This is a genomic window from Psychromonas sp. KJ10-2, assembly GCF_047323255.1.
Taxonomy (GTDB): Bacteria; Pseudomonadota; Gammaproteobacteria; order Enterobacterales; family Psychromonadaceae; genus Psychromonas.
Genome location: NZ_CP178827.1, coordinates 1,244,744 through 1,267,113 on the forward strand (window position 1 = coordinate 1,244,744; position 22,370 = coordinate 1,267,113).

At 38.8% G+C, this 22,370-nt stretch carries 17 protein-coding genes, 1 tRNA gene and 2 pseudogenes; 18 read left to right on the plus strand and 2 right to left on the minus strand.

Going from position 1 to position 22,370, the window contains the following annotated elements; genetic code table 11:
- Window positions 1–135 precede the first annotated feature (135 nt).
- From ACLKL2_RS06025 to purU, 17 genes and pseudogenes are all read left to right on the plus strand, one after another.
- Window positions 136–480 (plus strand): thioredoxin family protein, encoded by a 345-nt coding sequence (locus ACLKL2_RS06025; protein ID WP_413693731.1) that lies wholly within the window; start codon window positions 136–138, stop codon window positions 478–480.
- 673 nt (window positions 481–1,153) lie between these two features.
- A pseudogene (nrdA, locus tag ACLKL2_RS06030) lies at window positions 1,154–3,423 on the plus strand (class 1a ribonucleoside-diphosphate reductase subunit alpha).
- A 374-nt stretch (window positions 3,424–3,797) separates the two neighbouring features.
- On the plus strand, window positions 3,798–5,951 hold the full coding sequence (locus ACLKL2_RS06035; RefSeq protein ID WP_113818925.1) for an FAD-dependent oxidoreductase: 2,154 nt from the start codon (window positions 3,798–3,800) through the stop codon (window positions 5,949–5,951).
- Complete coding sequence (locus ACLKL2_RS06040; protein ID WP_413693732.1) at window positions 5,951–6,799, plus strand: DUF547 domain-containing protein; 849 nt, start codon at window positions 5,951–5,953, stop codon at window positions 6,797–6,799. The genes ACLKL2_RS06035 and ACLKL2_RS06040 overlap by 1 nt, the downstream gene beginning before the upstream one ends.
- A pseudogene (locus ACLKL2_RS06045) lies at window positions 6,786–8,065 on the plus strand (ABC transporter substrate-binding protein). Before ACLKL2_RS06040 ends, ACLKL2_RS06045 begins: the two are co-directional and overlap by 14 nt.
- On the plus strand, window positions 8,065–9,771 hold the full coding sequence (locus ACLKL2_RS06050; protein ID WP_413693733.1) for an ABC transporter permease: 1,707 nt from the start codon (window positions 8,065–8,067) through the stop codon (window positions 9,769–9,771). Before ACLKL2_RS06045 ends, ACLKL2_RS06050 begins: the two are co-directional and overlap by 1 nt.
- A gap of 8 nt (window positions 9,772–9,779) precedes the next feature.
- A complete protein-coding gene (locus ACLKL2_RS06055; protein WP_413693734.1) occupies window positions 9,780–10,430 on the plus strand; it encodes an ATP-binding cassette domain-containing protein in 651 nt (216 codons plus the stop codon).
- A gap of 21 nt (window positions 10,431–10,451) precedes the next feature.
- Complete coding sequence (locus tag ACLKL2_RS06060) at window positions 10,452–11,084, plus strand: CDP-alcohol phosphatidyltransferase family protein (protein ID WP_113818920.1); 633 nt, start codon at window positions 10,452–10,454, stop codon at window positions 11,082–11,084.
- Between the two features lie 2 nt (window positions 11,085–11,086).
- The gene (locus tag ACLKL2_RS06065; RefSeq protein WP_413693735.1) at window positions 11,087–11,923 is read left to right on the plus strand and encodes a sterol desaturase family protein; all 837 of its coding nucleotides are present in this window, start codon (window positions 11,087–11,089) and stop codon (window positions 11,921–11,923) included.
- Window positions 11,924–11,991: 68 nt separating this feature from the next.
- Window positions 11,992–13,137, plus strand: a complete 1,146-nt coding sequence (gene nrdB, locus ACLKL2_RS06070; protein WP_113818919.1) for a class Ia ribonucleoside-diphosphate reductase subunit beta — start codon at window positions 11,992–11,994, stop codon at window positions 13,135–13,137.
- A gap of 14 nt (window positions 13,138–13,151) precedes the next feature.
- On the plus strand, window positions 13,152–13,406 hold the full coding sequence (yfaE, locus tag ACLKL2_RS06075; RefSeq protein ID WP_413693736.1) for a class I ribonucleotide reductase maintenance protein YfaE: 255 nt from the start codon (window positions 13,152–13,154) through the stop codon (window positions 13,404–13,406).
- Between the two features lie 225 nt (window positions 13,407–13,631).
- On the plus strand, window positions 13,632–15,236 hold the full coding sequence (locus ACLKL2_RS06080; RefSeq protein ID WP_413693737.1) for a tetratricopeptide repeat protein: 1,605 nt from the start codon (window positions 13,632–13,634) through the stop codon (window positions 15,234–15,236).
- 370 nt (window positions 15,237–15,606) lie between these two features.
- A complete protein-coding gene (locus tag ACLKL2_RS06085) occupies window positions 15,607–15,984 on the plus strand; it encodes a cation:proton antiporter (protein ID WP_413693738.1) in 378 nt (125 codons plus the stop codon).
- A gap of 2 nt (window positions 15,985–15,986) precedes the next feature.
- Window positions 15,987–17,144, plus strand: coding sequence for a cation:proton antiporter (locus tag ACLKL2_RS06090; RefSeq protein ID WP_413693739.1), 1,158 nt, complete (start codon window positions 15,987–15,989; stop codon window positions 17,142–17,144).
- A 207-nt stretch (window positions 17,145–17,351) separates the two neighbouring features.
- On the plus strand, window positions 17,352–19,022 hold the full coding sequence (gene asnB / locus ACLKL2_RS06095; RefSeq protein WP_113818915.1) for an asparagine synthase B: 1,671 nt from the start codon (window positions 17,352–17,354) through the stop codon (window positions 19,020–19,022).
- Between the two features lie 62 nt (window positions 19,023–19,084).
- Window positions 19,085–19,543: a YchJ family protein gene (locus ACLKL2_RS06100; protein WP_413693740.1), complete on the plus strand. Its 459-nt coding sequence runs from the start codon at window positions 19,085–19,087 to the stop codon at window positions 19,541–19,543.
- A 60-nt stretch (window positions 19,544–19,603) separates the two neighbouring features.
- Complete coding sequence (gene purU, locus ACLKL2_RS06105) at window positions 19,604–20,443, plus strand: formyltetrahydrofolate deformylase (RefSeq protein ID WP_413693741.1); 840 nt, start codon at window positions 19,604–19,606, stop codon at window positions 20,441–20,443.
- A 263-nt stretch (window positions 20,444–20,706) separates the two neighbouring features.
- Here the strand turns inward: purU and ACLKL2_RS06110 are convergent, their stop codons facing one another.
- The gene (locus tag ACLKL2_RS06110; RefSeq protein ID WP_258546887.1) at window positions 20,707–21,306 is read right to left on the minus strand and encodes a DUF3332 domain-containing protein; all 600 of its coding nucleotides are present in this window, start codon (window positions 21,304–21,306) and stop codon (window positions 20,707–20,709) included.
- Between the two features lie 346 nt (window positions 21,307–21,652).
- Window positions 21,653–22,129 (minus strand): VC2046/SO_2500 family protein, encoded by a 477-nt coding sequence (locus ACLKL2_RS06115; protein ID WP_413693742.1) that lies wholly within the window; start codon window positions 22,127–22,129, stop codon window positions 21,653–21,655.
- Between the two features lie 136 nt (window positions 22,130–22,265).
- Between ACLKL2_RS06115 and ACLKL2_RS06120 the strand changes: the two genes are divergently transcribed.
- A tRNA-Tyr gene (locus tag ACLKL2_RS06120) sits at window positions 22,266–22,349 on the plus strand.
- The last annotated feature ends 21 nt before the right edge of the window (window positions 22,350–22,370 follow it).

The following is a 22,370-nucleotide window of genomic DNA, read 5'->3' on the forward strand; positions in this document are numbered from 1 at the left end:
TCAGGCTTAATGTATGGCTTCCCTCTCAAAACGTTACAATAACCTTGATACTTTCAAAATATCGCTGAACTGATTTATATTGGAATTGTTATCATTAGCAAGCTGTTAATTGAACATAACGAAAAGGATAAACACATGGAAACGAATCAACTTGGCTTCCAACCTGAGTATCAAGAAGAAACCATTACCTTTGCTGAAGTAAGTAAGTTAACAGGACTTACCTTGCTTGAATTTGGCGCTCCTTGGTGCCCACATTGTCAATTAGGTAGCGAATTAGTCCAAGCCACTTTCGCTGAATATAAGGAATATAATGCATTAAGACATATCAAAGTCTTTGATGGAAAAGGCAAACGGTTGGGACGCGCATTTAAGGTCAAGCTGTGGCCGACACTAATTTTATTAAAAGATGGGAATGAAGTCGCACGCGAAGTCCGTCCAACACAATTACAATCTGTACAACAACTATTATCCACAAAGTAACGACTTAAACTTCATTGCTTTCGGGGCAAGTTAAGCCCCCTAAATCGACTTTCAAGGAGAACAGCCACCATTAAGGTGAATAACCTCTCTTTAATGGTCTTCCCCCTCACCTTTTTAGACGCTTTAAAGGTCATATTTTCAGTGTATAACAGGTTATTTAAGCGTTTTTTATTGCTGAAAAACAACTTAATTCAACCTTATTAACGCATATTAAAAGTAAGTGCATATTAGCAAAAAACAACCAGATGCCACCTACATTTTGGTAGATAGTTTAAGCCTATAATCAAGCACTAAATGCAACAGAAAAAACAATGAAAAAAGATAATAAAAACATGAACAAGTTCTGATTTTACAAAAAAGATATTTCTACCTCAAATAATTTCTTGTGAAAAAAAGCTAAAATAATGTTTGCATTTCCTATAAAACAGAGCTGAACTGAAACCATTTGTTAGTGACTACTAACCAACTTAAATCATCTCTATTTGTCCACAATTTTATCCACTAATTTAACAAAACTTATCCCTTGAAAAATTCTCAAAAAGCTTTATCTTGTGTCTCTTCTTTTAAAGCAACACTACATGTTGTGTTCTATTTGAACAACACACACTAGAGCAAAGATAGCTTAAATCGCTTACCGCTTTACTCTACTAACATCAAGCAAAGGCCTCTAAAAATGAATAAAAACCTGTCTGTCACTAAGCGTAATGGGAAAAAAGAGCCCATTGACCTTGATAAAATCCATCGCGTCATCACATGGGCTGCAGAAGGTTTAAACAACGTTTCAGTTTCTCAGGTTGAGTTAAATTCTCACATTCAATTCTATGATGGTATTCGTACTGACGACATCCATGAAACGATCATTAAAGCGGCTGCTGATTTAATCTCAGAAGAGTCTCCAGATTACCAATATCTTGCGGCACATTTAGCAGTATTCCACTTACGTAAACGCGCTTACCAACGCTTCACGCCACCAAGTGTATTTGAACACGTGAGCAAGATGGTTTCTAAAGGTAAATATGATGAACATTTACTAGAAGATTACACTAAGCAAGAGTTTGAAGAGATGGATCAGTTTATTGACCACTCTCGTGATTTAAACTTCTCTTACGCAGCGGTAAAACAGCTTGAAGGTAAATACCTAGTACAGAACCGTGTAACGGGCGAAATCTACGAAAGTGCGCAGTTCTTATACTTAATGGTAGCTGCTTGTTTATTCTCTGATTACGATAAAGAAACACGTTTAGATTACATTAAGCGTTTTTACGATGCGACGTCACAATTTAAAATTTCACTACCGACACCTATCATGTCTGGAGTGCGTACTCCAACTCGTCAATTCAGTTCATGTGTATTAATTGAAACGGGCGATAGCTTAGACTCTATCAATGCAACCTCTAGTGCGATTGTTAAATACGTATCGCAACGTGCAGGTATTGGTATTAATGCAGGTCGAATCCGTGCAATGGGTAGTAACATTCGTGGTGGTGAAGCTTACCACACAGGTTGTATTCCATTTTACAAACACTTCCAAACGGCTGTTAAGTCTTGTTCACAAGGTGGTGTGCGTGGTGGTGCTGCAACTGTCTTCTACCCAATTTGGCATTTAGAAGTTGAGTCACTACTGGTACTTAAAAATAACCGTGGTATTGAATCAAACCGTGTCCGTCACCTGGATTACGGTGTACAACTGGGTCGTTTATTCTACCAACGCTTAATTGACAAGAAAGAGATCACCCTATTCAGCCCTTCTGATACACCAGGGTTATACGATGCTTTCTTTGAAGATCAAGATGAGTTTGAACGTTTATACCACCTATACGAAGCAGATGAGTCTATTCGTAAGAGCTCAATCCCTGCGGTTGAGCTGTTCTCTCTGTTAATGCAAGAGCGTGCAAGTACAGGCCGTATTTACATTCAAAATGTTGACCACTGTAATACACACAGTCCATTTGATAGTAAAGTAGCACCAGTACGTCAAAGTAACTTATGTTTAGAAATTGCGTTACCGACTAAACCGTTAACGCACATTAAAGATGAAGAAGGTGAAATCGCGCTTTGTACTTTATCTGCAATTAACTTAGGGGCCATTGAGTCACTAGATGAGATTGAAGAGTTAGCTGAACTTGCAGTAAGAGCACTTGATAACCTGTTAGATTACCAAGATTACCCAATTCTTGCTGCTGAAAAAGCAGCATGAGCCGCCGTACATTAGGTATAGGTGTAATCAACTACGCTTATTACTTAGCGAAAAACGGAGTAAGATACTCTGACGGTAGTGCAAACAACCTAACACACAAAGCCTTTGAAGCGATTCAGTTCTACCTATTGAAAGCATCAAACAAGTTAGCTAAAGAACGTGGCGCTTGTGAGAAGTTTCATGAAACACGTTATTCACAAGGTATTTTACCGCTAGATAACTACAAAAAATCTTTAGATGCGATTTGTGATGAAGGTTACCACCTAGATTGGGAACAACTACGTGCAGACATAGTTAAAGATGGTCTACGTAACTCAACATTGTCAGCCTTGATGCCGTCTGAAACATCAAGCCAAATTTCTAATGCAACGAACGGTATTGAGCCTCCACGTGGTTTCATTAGTGTTAAAGCAAGTAAAGATGGTATTTTGAAGCAGGTTGTTCCTGAGTTTGATAAATACAAAGAACAATACGAGTTATTATGGAGTATTCCAAATAATAAGGGTTATTTAGAACTAGTAGGTATCATGCAGAAATTTGTTGACCAAGCTATCTCTGCAAATACTAACTACGATCCAAAACGATTTGATGACGGTAAAGTACCGATGACAATTCTACTTAAAGACCTATTAATGGCTTACAAGATGGGATTAAAAACACTTTACTACCATAACACCCGTGATGGTGCTGATGATGAGAAAGTCATCGAAGATGATGGTTGTGCAGGCGGCGCTTGTAAAATCTAGTCTAGCTAGTTTCAATTATTAATGAAAAATCAAAAGGATGCCTCAGGGCATCCTTTTTTGTTACCGCTTAAAAAAACACAGTTAAACTTTTACAATATCTACAACCTCTTCTAGACTAAAAATACCTCTAATTAAATAAAGGCTAAATAAGCAACATTTACCACCCATTTAAAAGTTAATTATAAATAATTGTAATTATTTAAAAAATTAAGCAATTAAATTAAACCTTCTCGGGTCTTGGTATGAGAGCTTTAAATAATGACATCATAAATTATTGCTCACACATACTAATAACGGACAACAACCCGCAGTTAATGCTTAGCAAGGACCAGTAATAAAGCATTAACGTGCAATCATATAAAGGCTAATAAATTATGTTAAAAAAGATAGTACTCTTGATACTAGCAATCGGATTAATAGGGTTGTTTTTTCACTTCAACCTACATCAATTGCTCACCCTTGAAGGGTTAAAAGGTTCAATGGATCAGTTCACCTCATTACGTGAACAATCTCCAGTGTTAGTGATTGGTGGTTTCTTTCTATTATACGTATTAGTCACTGCATTAGCTTTGCCTGGTGCGGCTATTTTAACCTTAGCTGCCGGTGCTCTATTTGGTTTATTTGAAGGCTTAGTGATTGCATCATTTGCTTCGAGTATTGGTGCATTATGTTCGTTCTTAGTATCACGTTACCTGTTACGAGATTCACTTAAGCAACGCTTCCCTGAACGTTTATCTGCTATTGATGAAGGTATTAAAAAAGAAGGCGCATTTTATCTATTCACTTTACGTTTAGTGCCAATCTTCCCTTTCTTCCTAATCAACCTACTAATGGGTGTAACCGCACTTAAATCGTGGACATTCTATTGGGTAAGTCAAATTGGTATGTTAGCCGGTACATTTATCTTCGTTAATGCAGGTACACAATTAGCTAAAATCGATAGTCTGTCAGGCATCTTGTCTTTTGGCTTAATCGTCTCATTTGTTTTACTCGGTATATTCCCACTTATTGCAAAAGGTATTGTTAATATGATTAAAAAACGTCAAGTCTACAAAAACTGGACTAAACCAGCTAAGTTTGACCGTAACATGGTTGTTATTGGCGCTGGTGCAGGTGGCCTAGTAACCAGTTACATCGCAGCTGCTGTAAAAGCGAAAGTAACTTTAGTTGAAGCCGGAGAAATGGGTGGAGACTGTCTAAACTATGGTTGTGTACCAAGTAAAGCGATCATCAAAAGTGCAAAAATTGCAGAGCAAATTAGAAATGCTCACCATTACGGTTTAGAAGATACAACACCACAGTTTTCATTCAAAAAGGTAATGGAACGTGTACATCAAGTGGTTGCTGATGTAGCACCACATGACAGTGTTGAACGTTACACAGACCTAGGTGTAGAAGTAGAAAAAGGTTACGCAAAAATCCTTGACCCTTGGACAGTAGAGATTAGCTACGAAGATGGTACTAAGAAGAAGTTAACAACACGTACTATTGTTATCGCAACCGGTGCTCGTCCATTTGTTCCACCACTACCTGGTATCGAAGAAACAGGTTACGTGACTAGTGATACATTGTGGACTGAGTTTGCTAAATTAGAGACACCACCAGAAAAACTAGTGGTATTAGGCGGTGGTCCAATCGGTTCTGAATTAGCACAAAGCTTTGCTCGCTTAGGCTCAAACGTGACGCAAATTGAGATGGCTGAGCGCATCATGATCAAAGAAGATCTTGAAGTGTCTGAGTTTGCTACCGAATCATTAAAAGAGAGTGGCGTAAACATCTTAACCTCACACCAAGCATTACGTTGTGAAACTAAAGATGGCAAAAAATACATCATTGTTAAACATAACGATGAAGAGATTGAGATTGAATACGACCAACTATTATGTGCTGTAGGTCGAAGTGCACGCTTAACAGGTTACGGCCTAGAAGAGCTAGGTATTGAAACCAACCGTACTATCGTCACCAACGAATACTTAGAAACACTGTACCCTAATATCTTTGCTGCAGGTGATATTGTTGGCCCTTACCAATTCACACACGTTGCTGCACACCAAGGTTGGTACGCTGCAGTAAATGGTCTGTTTGGTAACTTGAAGAAATTTAAAGTGGATTACCGCGTTATTCCTTGGACGACCTTTATCGACCCAGAAGTAGCACGCGTTGGTATTAACGAAGATGAAGCAAAACAAAAAGGTATCGATTATGAAATCACTCGTTTTGATTTTGAAGAGTTAGACCGTGCAATTACAGACAGTGCAACCAAAGGTTTCATCAAAGTAATTACACCAAAAGGTAAAGATAAAATTCTAGGTGTGACGATTGTTTCTGAACATGCTGGTGACTTAATTGCAGAGTTTGTATTAGCCATGAAACATGGTCTAGGACTGAACAAAATCCTAGGTACGATCCACAGTTACCCAACATGGGCTGAAGGTAATAAATACGCTGCCGGTGAATGGAAAAGAAATCATGCGCCACAAACCGTTCTAAATTGGTTAGAAAAATACCACACTTGGAGACGCGGATAATGAAATCAGCAATCCAACACACAACAAACAAGGTAAGCGCCCTAGTGCGCTTCACCTTGGGAGCAGCAATATTAAGTGGTTCAATGTTAAGCAGCGCTTACGCTGAGACAACGACTAATTTACACAGCACTTGGACTAACTTGTTAGCAGAGCATATTACGCCAATCAACCAAGGTCATAGTACCGCCGTTGACTATGCAGGCTTTAAACAACAAGAAGATACACTACAAACGTACCTAGACTCACTAGCTGAGACAACACGCACAGAGTTTGATGCTTGGTCAAAAGAGAAACAGTTAGCTTTTTTAATCAATGCTTACAATGCATGGACAGTTGAGTTTATCTTAACGAAATACCCTGACTTAGATTCAATTAAAGACCTCGGCAGTTTATTTAGCTCTCCATGGGACAAAGAGTTTGTCCCATTGTTAGGTAAAACCATCAGTTTAAATGATATTGAACATGGTTTGATTCGTGGCAGTGGTCGTTATAACGACCCACGTATCCACTTTGCAGTAAACTGCGCCAGTATTGGTTGCCCAGCTTTACGCGAAGAGGCATACACAGCGGATAAATTGGAGCAGCAATTAACACAACAAACTGAGCGTTTTTTGACTGATTCAAGCCGTAATTACATCAAAGGTAACAATCTCAACCTGTCGTCTATTTTTAAATGGTACGACGAAGATTTTGAAGTAGGATTTCGAGGAACGAAATCTATCCAGGGCTTTATAAACTTATATGTTGATGCACTGCAATTAACTGAAGCACAACAATCGACACTTAAAAATCAAAAGTTTAAAGTTAAATATTTAGATTATGATTGGAATCTTAATGCAAGCCGTTAATAAAATTTGCCAGCATAGTTTTACTGGCTTTTATAAAGCACTTTGTTATTTATTACTTCTTTTATTACCCCAACAAACTGTTTTTGCCGCGGAGTCGCAGTCTAATGCTGCGGCGATGTGGGAAAATATTGAAATGCGTGGCGCTAAACAAAGTGTCTACTTTCATGCTTGGGGTGGTGATCAGCAAATAAATAATTACATTCAATGGGTTGCTCAGCAAGTGAAGCAACAATATGACATTGACCTACACCATGTGAAACTCACCGACACCAGTGAAGCGGTAAGCCAGGTTCTCGCTGAAAAATCAGCCAGTAATCACCGTAACGGTCAAGTTGATTTAGTTTGGATCAACGGAGCCAACTTTGCTTCGATGGCCAAACATAAATTATTAGCCTTAGACTGGGCCGATAAACTGCCTAACTTTGCCCTCACTAATCCAGAAAACAACCCGGCCATGACACGTGACTTTGGTGTACCAACCGAAGGCATGGAAGCACCTTGGGGACAAGCAGCCCTCACCTTCTATTACGACAGTCTAAAAGTCCAACAACCACCACAAACCTTAGCCGAACTATTAAGCTGGACAAAACAACATCCAGGTCGATTTACTTACCCTAAACCACCAGAGTTTTTAGGGATGAGCTTTTTAAAATATGCCTTAATTATTTTAAATGAGAACCAACCAGAAGATATCAAGAACAAACTATACCAAGCAGCTACGGCTGAAAGTGAAGCGCAAATATTACCAGCCTTATGGAATTTTTAGAGCAATTACACCCTAACTTATGGCGTCAAGGTCATCACTTTGTATCCAATGGCCTTGCCTTACGCCGTTTAAGTGGAGATGGAGAGTTACAAGTTTCCTTCACTTTTTCTGCTGCAGAAATTCCTTCTGCCATTGCTCGATATGACTTACCGGATAGTACACGTAGTTACCGTATGCTCGACGGCAGTTTAAGCAATATCCACTTTGTTGCTATTCCCTATAATTCACCACATTTAGACAGCGCTAAAGTCGTTGCTAATTTCCTATTAAGCCCTGAGGCACAGGCAAAAAAACAACAAACGTCAGTGTGGGGTGATAGTAGTGTATTAGATTTATCGCAACTGACACCCACACAACATGCTTACTTCGATATGACCGAACAACAACATTTAAGTGCAACTATTATTAATGTTGATAACACCCGTCTATTAAGTGAGTTGCACCCTAGCTGGTCTGCTGTGATCACTAAGCAATGGCTTGCCCGTTATGGAGTACAATAATGATTGTTGCTAATACATTTTTTACACGTACCGTTCGTACTAGCCCAGCAGTGATGATCGCCCTACTGGTTGTCCCTGTATTGGGCGGGTTATTAGGGGTGTTGTTACCCGCTTTTGGTTGGTTCCCAGCCTTGGGCGCCACTGAATTTGGTTTATTTGGTTTCACTGAGCTATTTGCCACACCTGGCATTGAACGCATGTTGCTGCTCAGTTATGGCACAAGCTTGGTAAGTACGTTACTCGCTTTCCTTATAACCGTGTTAATACTTGCCAGTTACTTTAATAGCCCATGGTTAAAACGCATTCAACGTTTACTGGGCCCTATTTTAGTGATTCCACATGCGGCAGCAGCGATTGCCATTGGTTTTTTAATTGCACCATCAGGCTTTTTATCACGTCTTTTTTCACCTTGGTTAACCAGCTGGGATACACCACCAGATTGGTTATTTCCCCATGACCCTTATGGTTTAAGCATCATTTTAGGCTTAGCCTTAAAAGAGTTACCCTTTTTACTATTAATTGCGTTGGGTGTATTGGCTCAACCAGAAATAGGTAAAGTACTTAGACAACAACACAAGGTAGCTTCGAGTTTAGGTTACTGCCCGATGACTGGGTTCTTTAAGGTTATCTTACCTAGTTTATACGGTTATATGCGCTTACCTATTTTAGCAGTATTAGCTTACTCAAGTGCCAGCGTGGAAATCCCATTAATTTTAGGACCAAACACACCACCAACCTTAGCGGTGGCGATTATGCAATGGTTTAACGATGTAGATTTAAGCCTGCGTATAAAAGCCTCTTCTGGCGCTATCGTACAAATCCTAGTGACTTTATCTTTATTGGTTACTTGGTGGGGTATCGAGTTATTGGTAAAAAAATGTAGCGCAGCCTGGTTAACAAATGGTGAACGTGAACACGGTGGCATGATCATCAAACTTATTACTGATGTGATCACCTTTGTGATGGTCAGCACCATTATCCTTGCTTTACTAGGCATGGTTTTTTGGTCTTTTGCAGGTTTCTGGTCTTACCCTAACCTACTGCCAGATCAGTTTATGACTATGCATTGGCAATCAGCCTTAACTCAGATGCAAGCACCTTTATTCAATACCTTAGTGATTGCCTTTAGTAGTACTCTACTCGCCATCGTATTAACCCTGTTTGCCTTAGAGTCTGAGCAACAAAGCAATAAAACTATTTCTGCAGTAAGTGGATTAATTATCTATCTACCCTTGTTGATTCCAAGTATTGCTTTCCTATTTGGATTAGTCTGGTTATTCGAGCAAGTGAATAGCCAAAATACCTACTTGAACGTGATCTTTGCTCACTTACTGTTTGTTTTACCTTACGTATTTTTATCTTTGGCTAATAGCTACCGTCGCTTAGACCCTCGCTTTAGTTCGGTAGCAGCTAGCTTAGGCGCTGCTCCTTCAAAAATATTCTGGCAGTTAAAATTACCGTTATTAATATCGCCCATTTTAATCGCTAGTGCCTTAGGGTTAGCCATTAGTTTCAGCCAATATTTACCGACACTGTTAGCCGGTGCTGGTCGAATTAATACTATCACCACTGAAGCCGTCACTTTAGCCAATGGTGCAAGTCGACGTACCAGTGCAGTTTATGCCTTGATGCAAATGTTACTGCCAGCTTTATTCTTTATTTTAGCTTGGTTAACACCGAAAATTTTCTCACGTGCACGTGTATAGGACAAAAAATGAAATCAATAACAATACCGTCACTGGTTATCGAAAAACTACAATTGAAACAAAAAGATAAAACATTACTCTCATTAGATGAAGAGATTATTGGTGGGCAAGTATTAACCATCATGGGTCCATCAGGGAGTGGTAAATCAACCTTACTAAACTGGTTAGTAGGTATGTTGCCTAATGAGTTTGAAGCAACAGGCAAACTGTACTTAAATGGTGCAGATGTGTCTGAAACGCCTAGTCATCAACGTCATATTGGCTTGTTATATCAAGATCCATTGCTGTTCCCACATTTAACCGTGGAAGGTAATATCGCTTTTGCTATGCCTAAAGGCAATAAGCAAGAGAGACTCGATGAGATCAGTGAAACTTTAAAACAAGTTGGCTTAGAGGGCATGGAAAAACGCTGCCCAGAAAGTTTATCCGGTGGGCAGCAAGCACGTGTCGCTTTATTACGTGTATTATTAAGTAAACCTAAGGCTATTTTATTGGATGAACCCTTCAGTAAATTAGACAGTCAGCTTCGCCAAGAAACACGCCAATTAGTGTTTGAGCAAATTCAACGCTACAGTCTGCCTGCTGTGATGGTGACCCATGATCAAAGTGATGCCACTGCCGCAAAGGGTAAAGTGATCACCCTAGACAAACTTATTTAATCGTAGCAAAACGGGAAGTCGATGTTAGATAGATTTATCACACCAGTTATCAAACCTCTGTTAATGCCAGTGGTGAAAACTTTAGACAAACGAGGTGTTACACCTGACCAAGTGACCTTAGTGGGTTTCTTTATCGGTATGATTGCGGTGCCATTACTTGCTAATAAAATGTGGTCAGCGGCATTAGTGATGATTGTTCTTAACCGTATCCTAGATGGCTTAGATGGTGCCTTAGCTCGTTACCAAGGTAGCAGCTCTAGCGCAGGTGGGTTTTTAGATATCTGCGTGGACTTCTTATTTTACGCGGCAATACCGCTTGGTTTTGCCATGGCTGAACCAGAGTTTAACGCCTTACCCGCTGCAGTATTATTAGCAGTATTTATTGGTACCGGTTCTACTTTTTTAGCCTTTGCAATTCCCGCTGAAAAACTTAATTTAGACAGACCGCAATTTGCCAATAAGAGCTTTTACTTTATTAACGGCTTAACAGAAGGCACTGAAACCATCGCGTTTTTTGTGGCTTTTTGTATCTGGCCACAATACTTCCCTGCTCTAGCTTACCTATTTGCGTTACTAGGTGCGATGACAGTATTTACCCGTATTCATGGTGGATACAAAACATTGAAATCACATCAAACTGAGACCAAGGAATAACCATGGTTGTTGACGATGCCCTACTTAGATTAATTGTATTTGTTAGCATTCTAGCGGTGATGTTTACCGTTGAAAGGTTATTTCCTGCTCGACAATTATCAAAGGAGCCTTCAGCACCTTCACAAAAGATGCGTCTAACCGGTAACTTTGGCATTGTATTTTTATCTGGTCTATCGGCAAGATTAGTTTTTCCTTTGGGGTTAATGGGTTTAGCCCTATTTTTTACCGAGCAAAAAATAGGACTATTCAATATTATTGATTTACCTGGATGGTTAGTTATTACGCTAAGCTTATTGCTCTTAGATATGCTTATTTATTGGCAGCATAGGTTATTCCATAAAATCCCTGTTCTGTGGCAATTACATAAAGTACATCACGCTGATACCCATGTAGATAGCAGTACCGGTTTACGTTTTCACCCGTTAGAAATCATCGCTAGCTTAGCGATCAAAGGGATGGCTATTTTCCTATTAGGTATTCCCGCTTTTGCTGTGATTTTATTTGAAGTATTGCTTAACGGCTTTGCCATATTCAACCACGCCAATATTCGCTTACCTGCAAAAGTAGAAGCCGTCACTAGATTGTTTTTAATGACCCAAATTCTGCATCGTATTCACCACAGTCAGCTATTTAAAGAAAGTAACTCTAATTATGGTTTCAGTGTGATTTGGTGGGATCGTTTATTTGGTAGCTATTCTGCCCAAGCAACAAAACCTGATTTAGAGATTGATATTGGTATTAGTGAATTTCCAGAAGCAAAAGACAATGCGCATTTATGGGGGTTATTACTTATGCCCTTTAAACGAAAAAATAAGGTCAAAATTAAGAGAAAGAAGTGATCGAGTCGTAGTCAGAAACGTAGTAAGTTGTTAAGATACGCGAAATTAGAATTCTGACGGAGAGTCACATGGCTTACACAACTTTCTCTACCCTTTCCAACGATGCGATGAAAGAACCTATGTTCTTTGGTAACCCGGTTAACGTGGCTCGTTATGACCAACAAAAATTTGAAGTATTTGAAAAATTAATCGAAAAACAGTTATCTTTTTTCTGGCGTCCAGAAGAGATCGACGTAAGCCGTGATCGTATTGATTTTTTAAACTTACCTGATCATGAGCAACACATTTTCATTTCCAACCTGAAATACCAAACACTTTTAGATTCGATTCAAGGTCGTAGCCCTAACATGGCGTTACTACCAATTGTCTCTTTACCAGAATTAGAAACATGGATTGAAACATGGTCTTTCTCTGAAACAATTCACAGCCGTAGTTACACGCACATTCTGCGTAACCTATTTACTGATCCAAATGAAGTGTTTGAAGATATTGTTAATAATGATGAAATTCAAAAACGCGCCACTGACATCTCATTTTATTATGATGGTTTAATTCATGCCGTGCAATTTATGCAACTACATGGCTTAGAACAAAACGACGTACCTTACGTTAACCTAGACGGTAAAACAGAAAAACTAACTTTACGTGATATTAAAAAGAAACTGTATCTATGCGTTTGTTCAATTAATGCATTAGAAGCGATTCGTTTTTACGTATCATTTGCTTGTTCATTTGCTTTTGCAGAGCGTGACTTATTGGAAGGTAATGCAAAAATCATCAAACTTATCGCTCGTGATGAAGCACTGCACCTTAACTCAACACAGCAAATGTTAAACCTATGGGCTGACGGTAAAGATGATCCTGAGATGGCTGAAATCGCTATCGAATGTTTTGCTGAAGGTCGTGATATCTTCTTAAAAGCAGCTGAACAAGAAAAAGAATGGGCGCAATACCTGTTTAAAGATGGTTCAATGATTGGTCTTAACGAGGAAATCCTATGCCAATATGTTGAATACATTGCTAATCAACGTATGCAAGCAATTGGTTACGAAGCACCATTTAACGTTAAGAGTAACCCTATCCCGTGGATTAACCACTGGTTAGTTAGTGACAATGTTCAAGTAGCGCCGCAAGAAGCTGAAATAAGCTCTTACTTAGTAGGTCAAATCAACAGTACCGTTGATAGTGACGACTTAAGCAGCTTTGAACTGTAAGCATAGCCAACGATATGTCCTCTAAACTCATTTATAATGGTCAACAATATACTTTGGATGAAGAGGCGACACTGCTTGAAAATTTAGAAAAGCAAGCAGTGTCCGTTGAATTTCATTGCCGAGATGGGCATTGTGGCGCCTGTCGTTCACAGCTTGTTTCTGGCGATGTTTCCTACACCACTTTCCCTATGGCTTACCTAAAAGATGGTGAGGTATTACTCTGTTGCAGTAAAAGCCAAAAAGACATAACAATCAAGTCCCTGTCTTAATTCTCATAGTATTCAAACAGTAAAGTCAAACACTCATCAAGGCTTATGTTAAAAATATAAACCAGATCACTCTTACCTGATAAATTTATATTGCCAATATAAGTAATATATATCTGTTTTAATCTTTATCTAATGGCATAATCAATAACATCATATTTTTATCACATGGAACCTAGTGCTTATACTATGAAAATATTGTCTCCATTAGTTTTTTTAGCAGTTTCCTTGCCCCTTTTATCAGGACAAGTTATTGCACAAGTAAAATTTTCAGAAGGTTATGAAGCTGCGCATTCAGGCAACTATAAGAAAGCCGTTAAAATTTGGTTACCTTTAGCTGAAAAAGGCGATGCTCCGGCGCAATACACTATCGGCTGGATGTATGAAAGTGGTCAAGGCGTGAAAAAGGACCTAAAAAAAGCCGTTTATTGGTATAAAAAGTCAGCGGAACAAGAATACGAAGCAGCGCAGTATGTACTTGGTACCCTCTACGAAAAAGGTGAAGGTGTTGAGCAGAACAGTGAAGCCGCGTTAAGTTATTACCTTTTAGCAGCAGAGCAAGGCGATCCTATCTCCCAATTCCAAGTAGGTAATTACTACCAATATGGCATTGGCACCTACAAAAACAACGATAAAAGTATATTTTGGTATGAAAAAGCAGCCGAACAAAGCCACGTTAATGCACAAATAGATCTCGGTAAAATTTATCAATCTGGCGAAGCCCTAGAGATAGATTATGAAAAAGCAGTACATTGGTACCAAGCAGCTGCTGCGCAAAACAATGCAGTGGCGCAATACCAACTTGCCTACATGTATGAACATGGGTTAGGCAAACCACAAAATTATACCAAAGCCATTCAACTCTATTCCCGTTCAGCTAATAATGATTACTCACAAGCGGCATTCAAACTGGGCACTATTTTTGAGTCTGGTGCAAGCGGTGAAGTCGATAATGCTAAAGCACTAAGTTGGTATCGACGCGCGGCTTTGCAAGGCAATACCGACGCGCAATTCCAGCTTGGATACCTGTCAGAAATAGGCAAAGGTACAGAGAAAAGCATACAACGTGCTATAGACTGGTATACCCAAGCCTCACGAAGAGATAATGCTGAAGCCTATTATATTCTTGGTCAAATTTATGAGAAAGGTACCACGGATTACCGACACAATATCGCGCCTAATTTACAAAAAGCGGTGAAAAACTATCAGTATGCTTCTGAGCTTAATTACCCTCTCGCTCATGCTAAGTTAGCTTACTTTTATGAAACGGGTATTTTTACTCATCAAGACAAAAAAGCAGCCATTGCTCTTTATCAAAAGTCCCCTCAAAAGTGGGCAAAAGAGAGGCTAACACGCTTAGTTAGCCACGATAACTGCCTAAAAGAAGCAAGCACTAAACTGTTTGATGAATTGATCAGTTGTGCTAATCGAGATTTATTAAGAGCAAAAATAAAACAGCAATCTATCAAGGTTATTTCTGAAGATGATCAATTGCAATCGGATACTTATTTCACTGGTGCAGTGATTAGAGGCACCAGCGAGTTAACAATGCAATACGATCAGAATAATGGATTTTCCAAAGCCACATATACCTACATCGGCCGCAATAAGCCTGAATTAATTGATCAAGTTAAAGATAAATTAATCGAACAGTATGGACTACCAAGTCATTCCATTGGTGATCCTGCACAGGGTGAGGCAAGCTACCATTGGATATTAAAAGATAACATTATGATCAACGCATATAGGTCTTGGCCTGACACCACAACTTTTGTCGAATATGAACTGCCAGAACAAGTGACTAATCAATATGTGGTTAATGAAGTAGAATAATACCGCTAAACAACTTATGGTGTAGGTGAGACAAGTATTTTATAAGTTGCCCCACATAAACCAAACTTGAGGACATCAAAAAAACTGAAAATAGCAAAGTAAAAATGAAAGGAACAATATAAATCCCCCTTCTCTATTAAATTAACCGCGAAGTATTAAATTAACCTCGAAATTAACGAAATTCCCCTTTCGCCTAATAACAGGATAAAATAACATGAAGCAATCAAGGAACAATTAAAGAGCATGCTATAAATTTAATCGAGCATCTTCTAATTATATAAATAAGCGAGTTCATGGACACCACAATCTTACTTTTTATCGGCATGGCTTTCAGCTTTGGCATGATCATCAATTTAACTGGCTTACCCCTATGGTAGGTTTTTTATTAGCAGGTTTTACTCTCAACTTCATGGGCTTCGAGTCCTCCGACGTATTAGTTACACTAGCCAATTTAGGCGTGACACTATTACTCTTTTCAATTGGATTGAAACTTAATATACGTACCTTGTTAAAGTCCGAAGTATGGGCGGGTGCGAGCATCCATATTGTCGCCAGTATTCTATTTTATACGGCAATTTTATTGGTCATTAAACAGCTCGGTGTGGCTTTATTTTCTGAATTAGATATTTATGGATTATTACTGATTGGCTTTGCTTTAAGTTTTTCCAGTACTGTATTTGCAGTAAAGATTTTAGAAGAAAAAGTGAAGCAAACTCGCTTTATGGACGGATCGCCATTGGTATCTTGATCATGCAAGATATCTTTGCCGTATTATTCTTAACTATATCCGTCGGTAAAATCCCTTCGATTTGGGCGATTGGTTTACTTGCTTTGCCATTAATTAGACCACTGTTATACAAAATATTAGATAAAGCCGGTCACGGTGAGCTATTAGTTTTATATGGTTTTGTATTAGCCTTGATCGTAGGGGCAGGATTATTTGAAAGCTTGGGTATGAAAGCGGATTTAGGTGCTTTAATTGCGGGTATGTTATTAGCAGGACACCCAAGTGCCAAAGAGATGGCCCGTTCATTATTTAACCTAAAAGAGCTGTTCCTTGTCTGTTTCTTCCTAAACATTGGTTTTGGCGGGTTACCACAATTTGATCACTTAATGATTGCCCTAGTATTATCTGTGTTATTAGCGGGTAAAATTGTGCTGTACTTTTTAACGCTGAGTAAATTTAAATTACGCTCTCGTACCTCCTTATTTGCGGCATTTAGCTTAGCCAATTACAGTGAATTTGGATTAATCGTTGCTTCGTTAGCGACCTACAAGGGCTGGTTAAGTCGAGACTGGTTAATTATCACTGCCATCGCCGTATCACTGAGCTTTATCATTGCAGCGCTTTTAAATAAATATGCTGATGCTATTTATGACCGTTACCGTTTAGCCCTAAAACGCTATCAAGCCACTCGTTTACATTTAGATGACCGCCCTGTTCGTGTGGGTGATGCACAAATCTTAGTAATGGGTATGGGACGTATCGGTGTGGGTGCCTACGACGCGCTAAAAACCACTTACGGTGAAAAAGTAATGGGTATTGATTATAACCACCTCACGACCTTACAGCACCGAGAAGCAGGCAGACGTGTGATCACTGGCGACGCATTAGATTCGGACTTTTGGAATAAGCTCCAGCTGACAGATAAAATTAAACTGATTCTATTAGCTATGCCAGATCACAACGGTAACCGTTATGCTGCTGAACAATTAAACAATATTGAAAACTGTACTTTTAAAGTCGCCGCCTTAGCGCATTATAAAACCGATGAAGAGGAATTAAATGCCTTAGGCGTGAATTTAGTGTTTAATATGTATGAAGAGGCGGGTGCAGGATTTGCGCGACATGTTTGGACAGATTTTCAAACAATTTTAGAAAAAAGTCCGCACAAATTGGACTTATAGTAAGAAATATCAGGCTATCGATGTTTTTTGTTAGTAAATTGTACTGATTTCGTGTGACTTTTGATGTTTATTCTGCAAAAATCAAGTCTCTCAGTATGTTGATCTAATTTGATCACGAAGCATTTTAGTTAATAAACTAATGCTTAAAAGTAATTCAAGAAGTAACGAATAACCTTATTATTCGTTTACAATATAAAAGGTAACCCTATGTGTTCTATTTTTGGTGTGCTCGACATTAAAAGCGATCCTATCGCATTGCGCCAACAAGCAATTGAAATGTCAAAACTGCTTCGTCATCGCGGCCCAGATTGGTCTGGTGTTTATTCTTCTGATAAAGCGATCCTTGTTCATGAACGTCTTTCTATCGTTGACGTGAATAATGGTGCACAGCCTTTATACAATCAAAATAATACACACATCCTTGCTGTTAATGGCGAAATCTACAATCACCAAGAGCTAGCAGCTGAACTAACTTGTGGTTACCAGTTTAAAACTAAGTCTGACTGTGAAGTTATCCTAGGTTTATACGAAGAGAAAGGTAATGCATTCCTAGATGACCTAAACGGTATCTTTGCTTTCTGCTTATATGACCAAGAAAAAGACAAATACCTAATTGGTCGTGACCACATGGGTATCATTCCTCTATACCAAGGTTGGGATGAGCACGGTAACTACTACGTAGCATCAGAAATGAAAGCGTTAACGCCTATCTGTTCAAAAGTATCTGAGTTCCCACCAGGGCATTACTTAGACAGTGAAGTAGGTGAATTAACTAAATATTACGTTCGTGATTGGATGGAATATGATGCAGTTAAAGATAACGGCGGCAGCGCTGCAGAAATCGGCCAAGCATTAGAAGAAGCGGTTAAACGCCAACTAATGTGTGATGTACCTTACGGTGTATTACTATCTGGTGGTCTAGATTCTTCAGTTATCTCTGCTATCACGCAAAAATTTGCTAAGCAACGTGTTGAAGATAACGATCAAAGCGGCGCATGGTGGCCACAACTGCACTCTTTCTCTGTTGGCCTAGAAGGTTCTCCAGATTTAGCAGCAGCGCAAAAAGTAGCTGACGAATTAGGTACGGTTCACCACCCTATTATCTTTACTGTACAAAACGGTATCGATGCGCTTAAAGAAGTTATCTACCACCTAGAAACTTACGATGTAACAACTATCCGTGCATCAACGCCTATGTACCTAATGGCACGTAAGATTAAAGCGATGGGTATCAAAATGGTACTTTCAGGTGAAGGTGCTGATGAAATATTCGGTGGTTACTTATACTTCCATAAAGCGCCAAACTCTCAAGAGTTCCATGAAGAGTTAAACCGTAAACTAAGCAAACTACACATGTTTGACTGTTTACGTGCTAACAAATCAATGTCAGCTTGGGGTGTTGAAGCACGTGTACCATTCTTAGATAAAGAGTTCATGGACGTAGCAATGCGTACTAACCCAGAACTTAAAATGATCAAAGATGGCCGTATCGAGAAAAACATTCTACGTGAAGCTTTTGATGGTCAACTATTACCAGAAGTACTATGGCGTCAGAAAGAGCAATTCTCTGATGGTGTTGGTTATAACTGGATTGATACACTAAAAGAGCATGTTGACACTCTAGTGACGGACCAACAACTAGCAACAGCTGAGTTTAAGTTCCCAATCAATACACCAGATACAAAAGAAGCTTACTTCTACCGTAGTATCTTTGAAGAGCACTTCCCACTAGATAGTGCGGCAGAATGTGTACCACACGGTAAATCTGTTGCTTGTTCAACAGTTGAAGCATTAGCTTGGGATGAAAGCTTCCAAAATAATGCTGACCCGTCAGGTCGTGCTGCTGGCATCCATAACGATGCTTACGCGCAAAAATAATTTCAGCTTAAACTGAAACCATTAAAGCGCTCAATGAGCGCTTTTTTTATGGGGCAAAGAAAATGAATGCATGTTTATGTAAAAGTGGTCAAGCCTATCAAGATTGTTGTCAGCCGTTGCATCAAGGCCAACAAATAGCGGATACCTGTGAGCAACTAATGCGATCTCGTTATAGCGCATTTTGTTTACAACTGGGTGAATACCTATTTTCTACTTATCATCCAGAGTATCGTGGCGACTTAACCGTTACACAACTATCTGAACAATCACTTGATTGGAAAAACCTTGATATCGTCAATACAGAGACAGGAGCCGAAAAAGGGTTTGTAGAATTTAAAGCCTGGTACCATATGGACGGTCAACTACATTGTCATCATGAACACTCAAACTTTGTAAAACAGCAAGGACAGTGGTTTTATTGTGACGGAACTTTTTATCCTGAACAAAAATCAGGTAAGATACAGCGCAATGATGATTGCCCCTGTGGCAGCGGTAAAAAATATAAAAAATGTTGTGGCTAAACGATTCATTATTAAATGAATATTCCTAAACACAGCATGTTTTAATCAATAGAGAACAAAATGCAAAAGAAAACACTATTAACAACCTGCCCTGATTCTAAGGGCCTGATTGCACAAATTACGAATATCTGTCAAAAACACCAATTAAATATTGTTAAAAATAATGAGTTTGTTGACCATCAATACAACCGCTTTTTCATGCGTACTGAAATTGAAGGTTATTTCAATGATGAAACGTTATTAGCAGACTTAGATTACAGCTTACCGGCAGGCGCATCACGCTCATTAATCAACTCAACAGAGCGTAAGCGTATTGTTATCCTAGTAACTAAAGAAGCACACTGTATCGGTGATATCTTAATGAAAAGCACCTATGGTGGTATCGATGTTGAGATTGCAGCTGTTATTGGTAACTACGACACACTAGAAGACCTAGTAAGTAAGTTTAATATCCCTTACCACACAGTCAGTCACGAAGGGTTAACGCGCGAAGAGCACGAAGAGAAAGTATTAGAGGCGATTGCACCTTATACGCCTGATTACGTTATCTTAGCGAAATACATGCGTATTTTAACGCCTAAATTTGTTGAAACTTATGCAAACCGCTTAATCAATATCCACCACTCGTTCTTACCAGCATTTATTGGTGCTAAACCTTACCAGCAAGCCTTTGACCGTGGTGTAAAAATAATTGGTGCAACGGCTCACTTTGTGAATAATGACCTAGATGAAGGACCAATTATCACACAGGACATAGCACATATTGACCACGCTTACAGTGCAGAACTACTTGCAAAAGCTGGCCGTGATGTTGAAAAATCAGTATTAAGTCGCGCATTACAACAAGTACTAGATGATAAAGTCTTTGTGTACGCTAACCGTACTGTCGTATTCAAATAATCGAATAGCTGAAAAATTATTTATACCAATTGTATTAAATAACTGATCTAAATTTTGCGCCGGAAAAATGGCTTAGTTTGAGGCGTAAGTTGATGTAAATGGTTGTTCCCTATACGAAACTTACAACGAAAAAATAAGTTGTTTTAACAAGTAAAATAGATCAGTTACTTACTATGATTGGTATTAGATTAAAAACAAAAAAACCTTAACAATTGTTAAGGTTTTTTATTATCTATTAAGCTAAAAAGTAGCATCACCGTCGATTAAGATTGTGGTTGTTGCTTAGCCATGTATGACGATAATTCATTCATTGACGCCGTTGTAACCACTTCTCCATTTAATGAGAAAGTAACTTCTTCCCCTACTTTTTCACCACGTAAAACTGCTTTTTCGCCATTTGTATAAACAATATCGTAGTCGATAGTATTTTCATTAACAGGGTTCACTTGTACGGAATACACGGCTTTTTCATCATCAGCATCAGTATCACCTTTTTTATTGGATAATGGTTTTAGCGGTGCTTTTCTTAATGATGGGTCTAAATTTTCATTAATTTTGTATTGGGTTTTCACTTCCGAGTCGAAAATATGTGGGCTACCGTTTAATGGGTTTTTACCCGTCCAAAACTCCAATGAGTTAAAGACCACAACATCCACGGCTAATGTTAGGGCATAAACAGGTAATAATAAGATATTAACACCACCACGCGCGTAACGATTGTCCACTACTTCTAAGTTAAACTGCATCACTTTATCCGTGACCGCATTACTACCAACACAAGCAGATAAAGCAGAGGTGAGCGATGCGACTGCAGTCAACATAGCGATTTTTTTCACCGCACTTTTAGGCATTTTGTTTCCCATAGATATTTTCCTATTTTGAATATATAAAAACAAAACTAATTCACACTATATTAATAACCAGTGACTTATTTAAAAGGCTTATTTAAAAGACTTAGTTACATTGGATACCGTTAATATAATGCTAGTTAAGTTGCCCCTTTGACAGCACTGGTTAAGTGAAGTTCAACTGGCACGTTTTGTCAGGTCCTTATTGATAATCTACTACTCTACCAATAACCTCATATTAATTAACAGAAAGTACGTAAAATCGACATAAAGTATTACTCATTTCAATATCTAGGTTGCGTTACTTTTAGTGGGTTATTATCTAAATCTAAATTTTTATATTCATCTAACAGGCTTGCATCTATGCGGGTAAACCTTCTTGTAGAGGTTCGCTGGTGAATGTTTTTGCTTGAGTAGCTGTATCCACTCGTAGTTTTTTATGTAGGGGTAAGTTATCAAGAATATCCGCGGGTAAAACGCCCTGCTCATTCCTTGCAAATAGCGCCTCATTGGTTAATAACTGTTTTAATCGAATATCTGCAAGTTGCCCTTGATGTAAATCTTGGTTTAATTCAGCCAATAAAGTACTAGACGGGCCACTATCTAATAACGGCTGAGTTGCAGGTAACTCAAAGTAGGCTCTTAGGTCCTGCTCTTCTGACACAAGCTCTGGGTTGCTTTTAACATCAAATTGCGCGAAGTCACGTGCATCATCGGATAAAAAGCTCAGTAACAAATTAAACTTATCGCGGGTACCAGCATGCACAGCAGTATTTAACTGTTGTCCTAACTGCCACTCATTAATCACCGCTTGTTGTTTAAGTTGTTCAATATTCATACTGACGTGTAGCGTCCTGTTGCTGTTTTAATGTTCACTTATGTATTTATCGGCAACAAGCTGATTTTATTTAATGTTTTTTTAAATTTAATCTTCACATGTAACTATTTTCTGATATTATGCTCCTCGAAATAACGGAGGGGTTCCCGAGTGGCCAAAGGGAACAGATTGTAAATCTGTCGCGAAAGCTTCGGTGGTTCGAATCCACCTCCCTCCACCATTTCAACTTCATACTATGCAG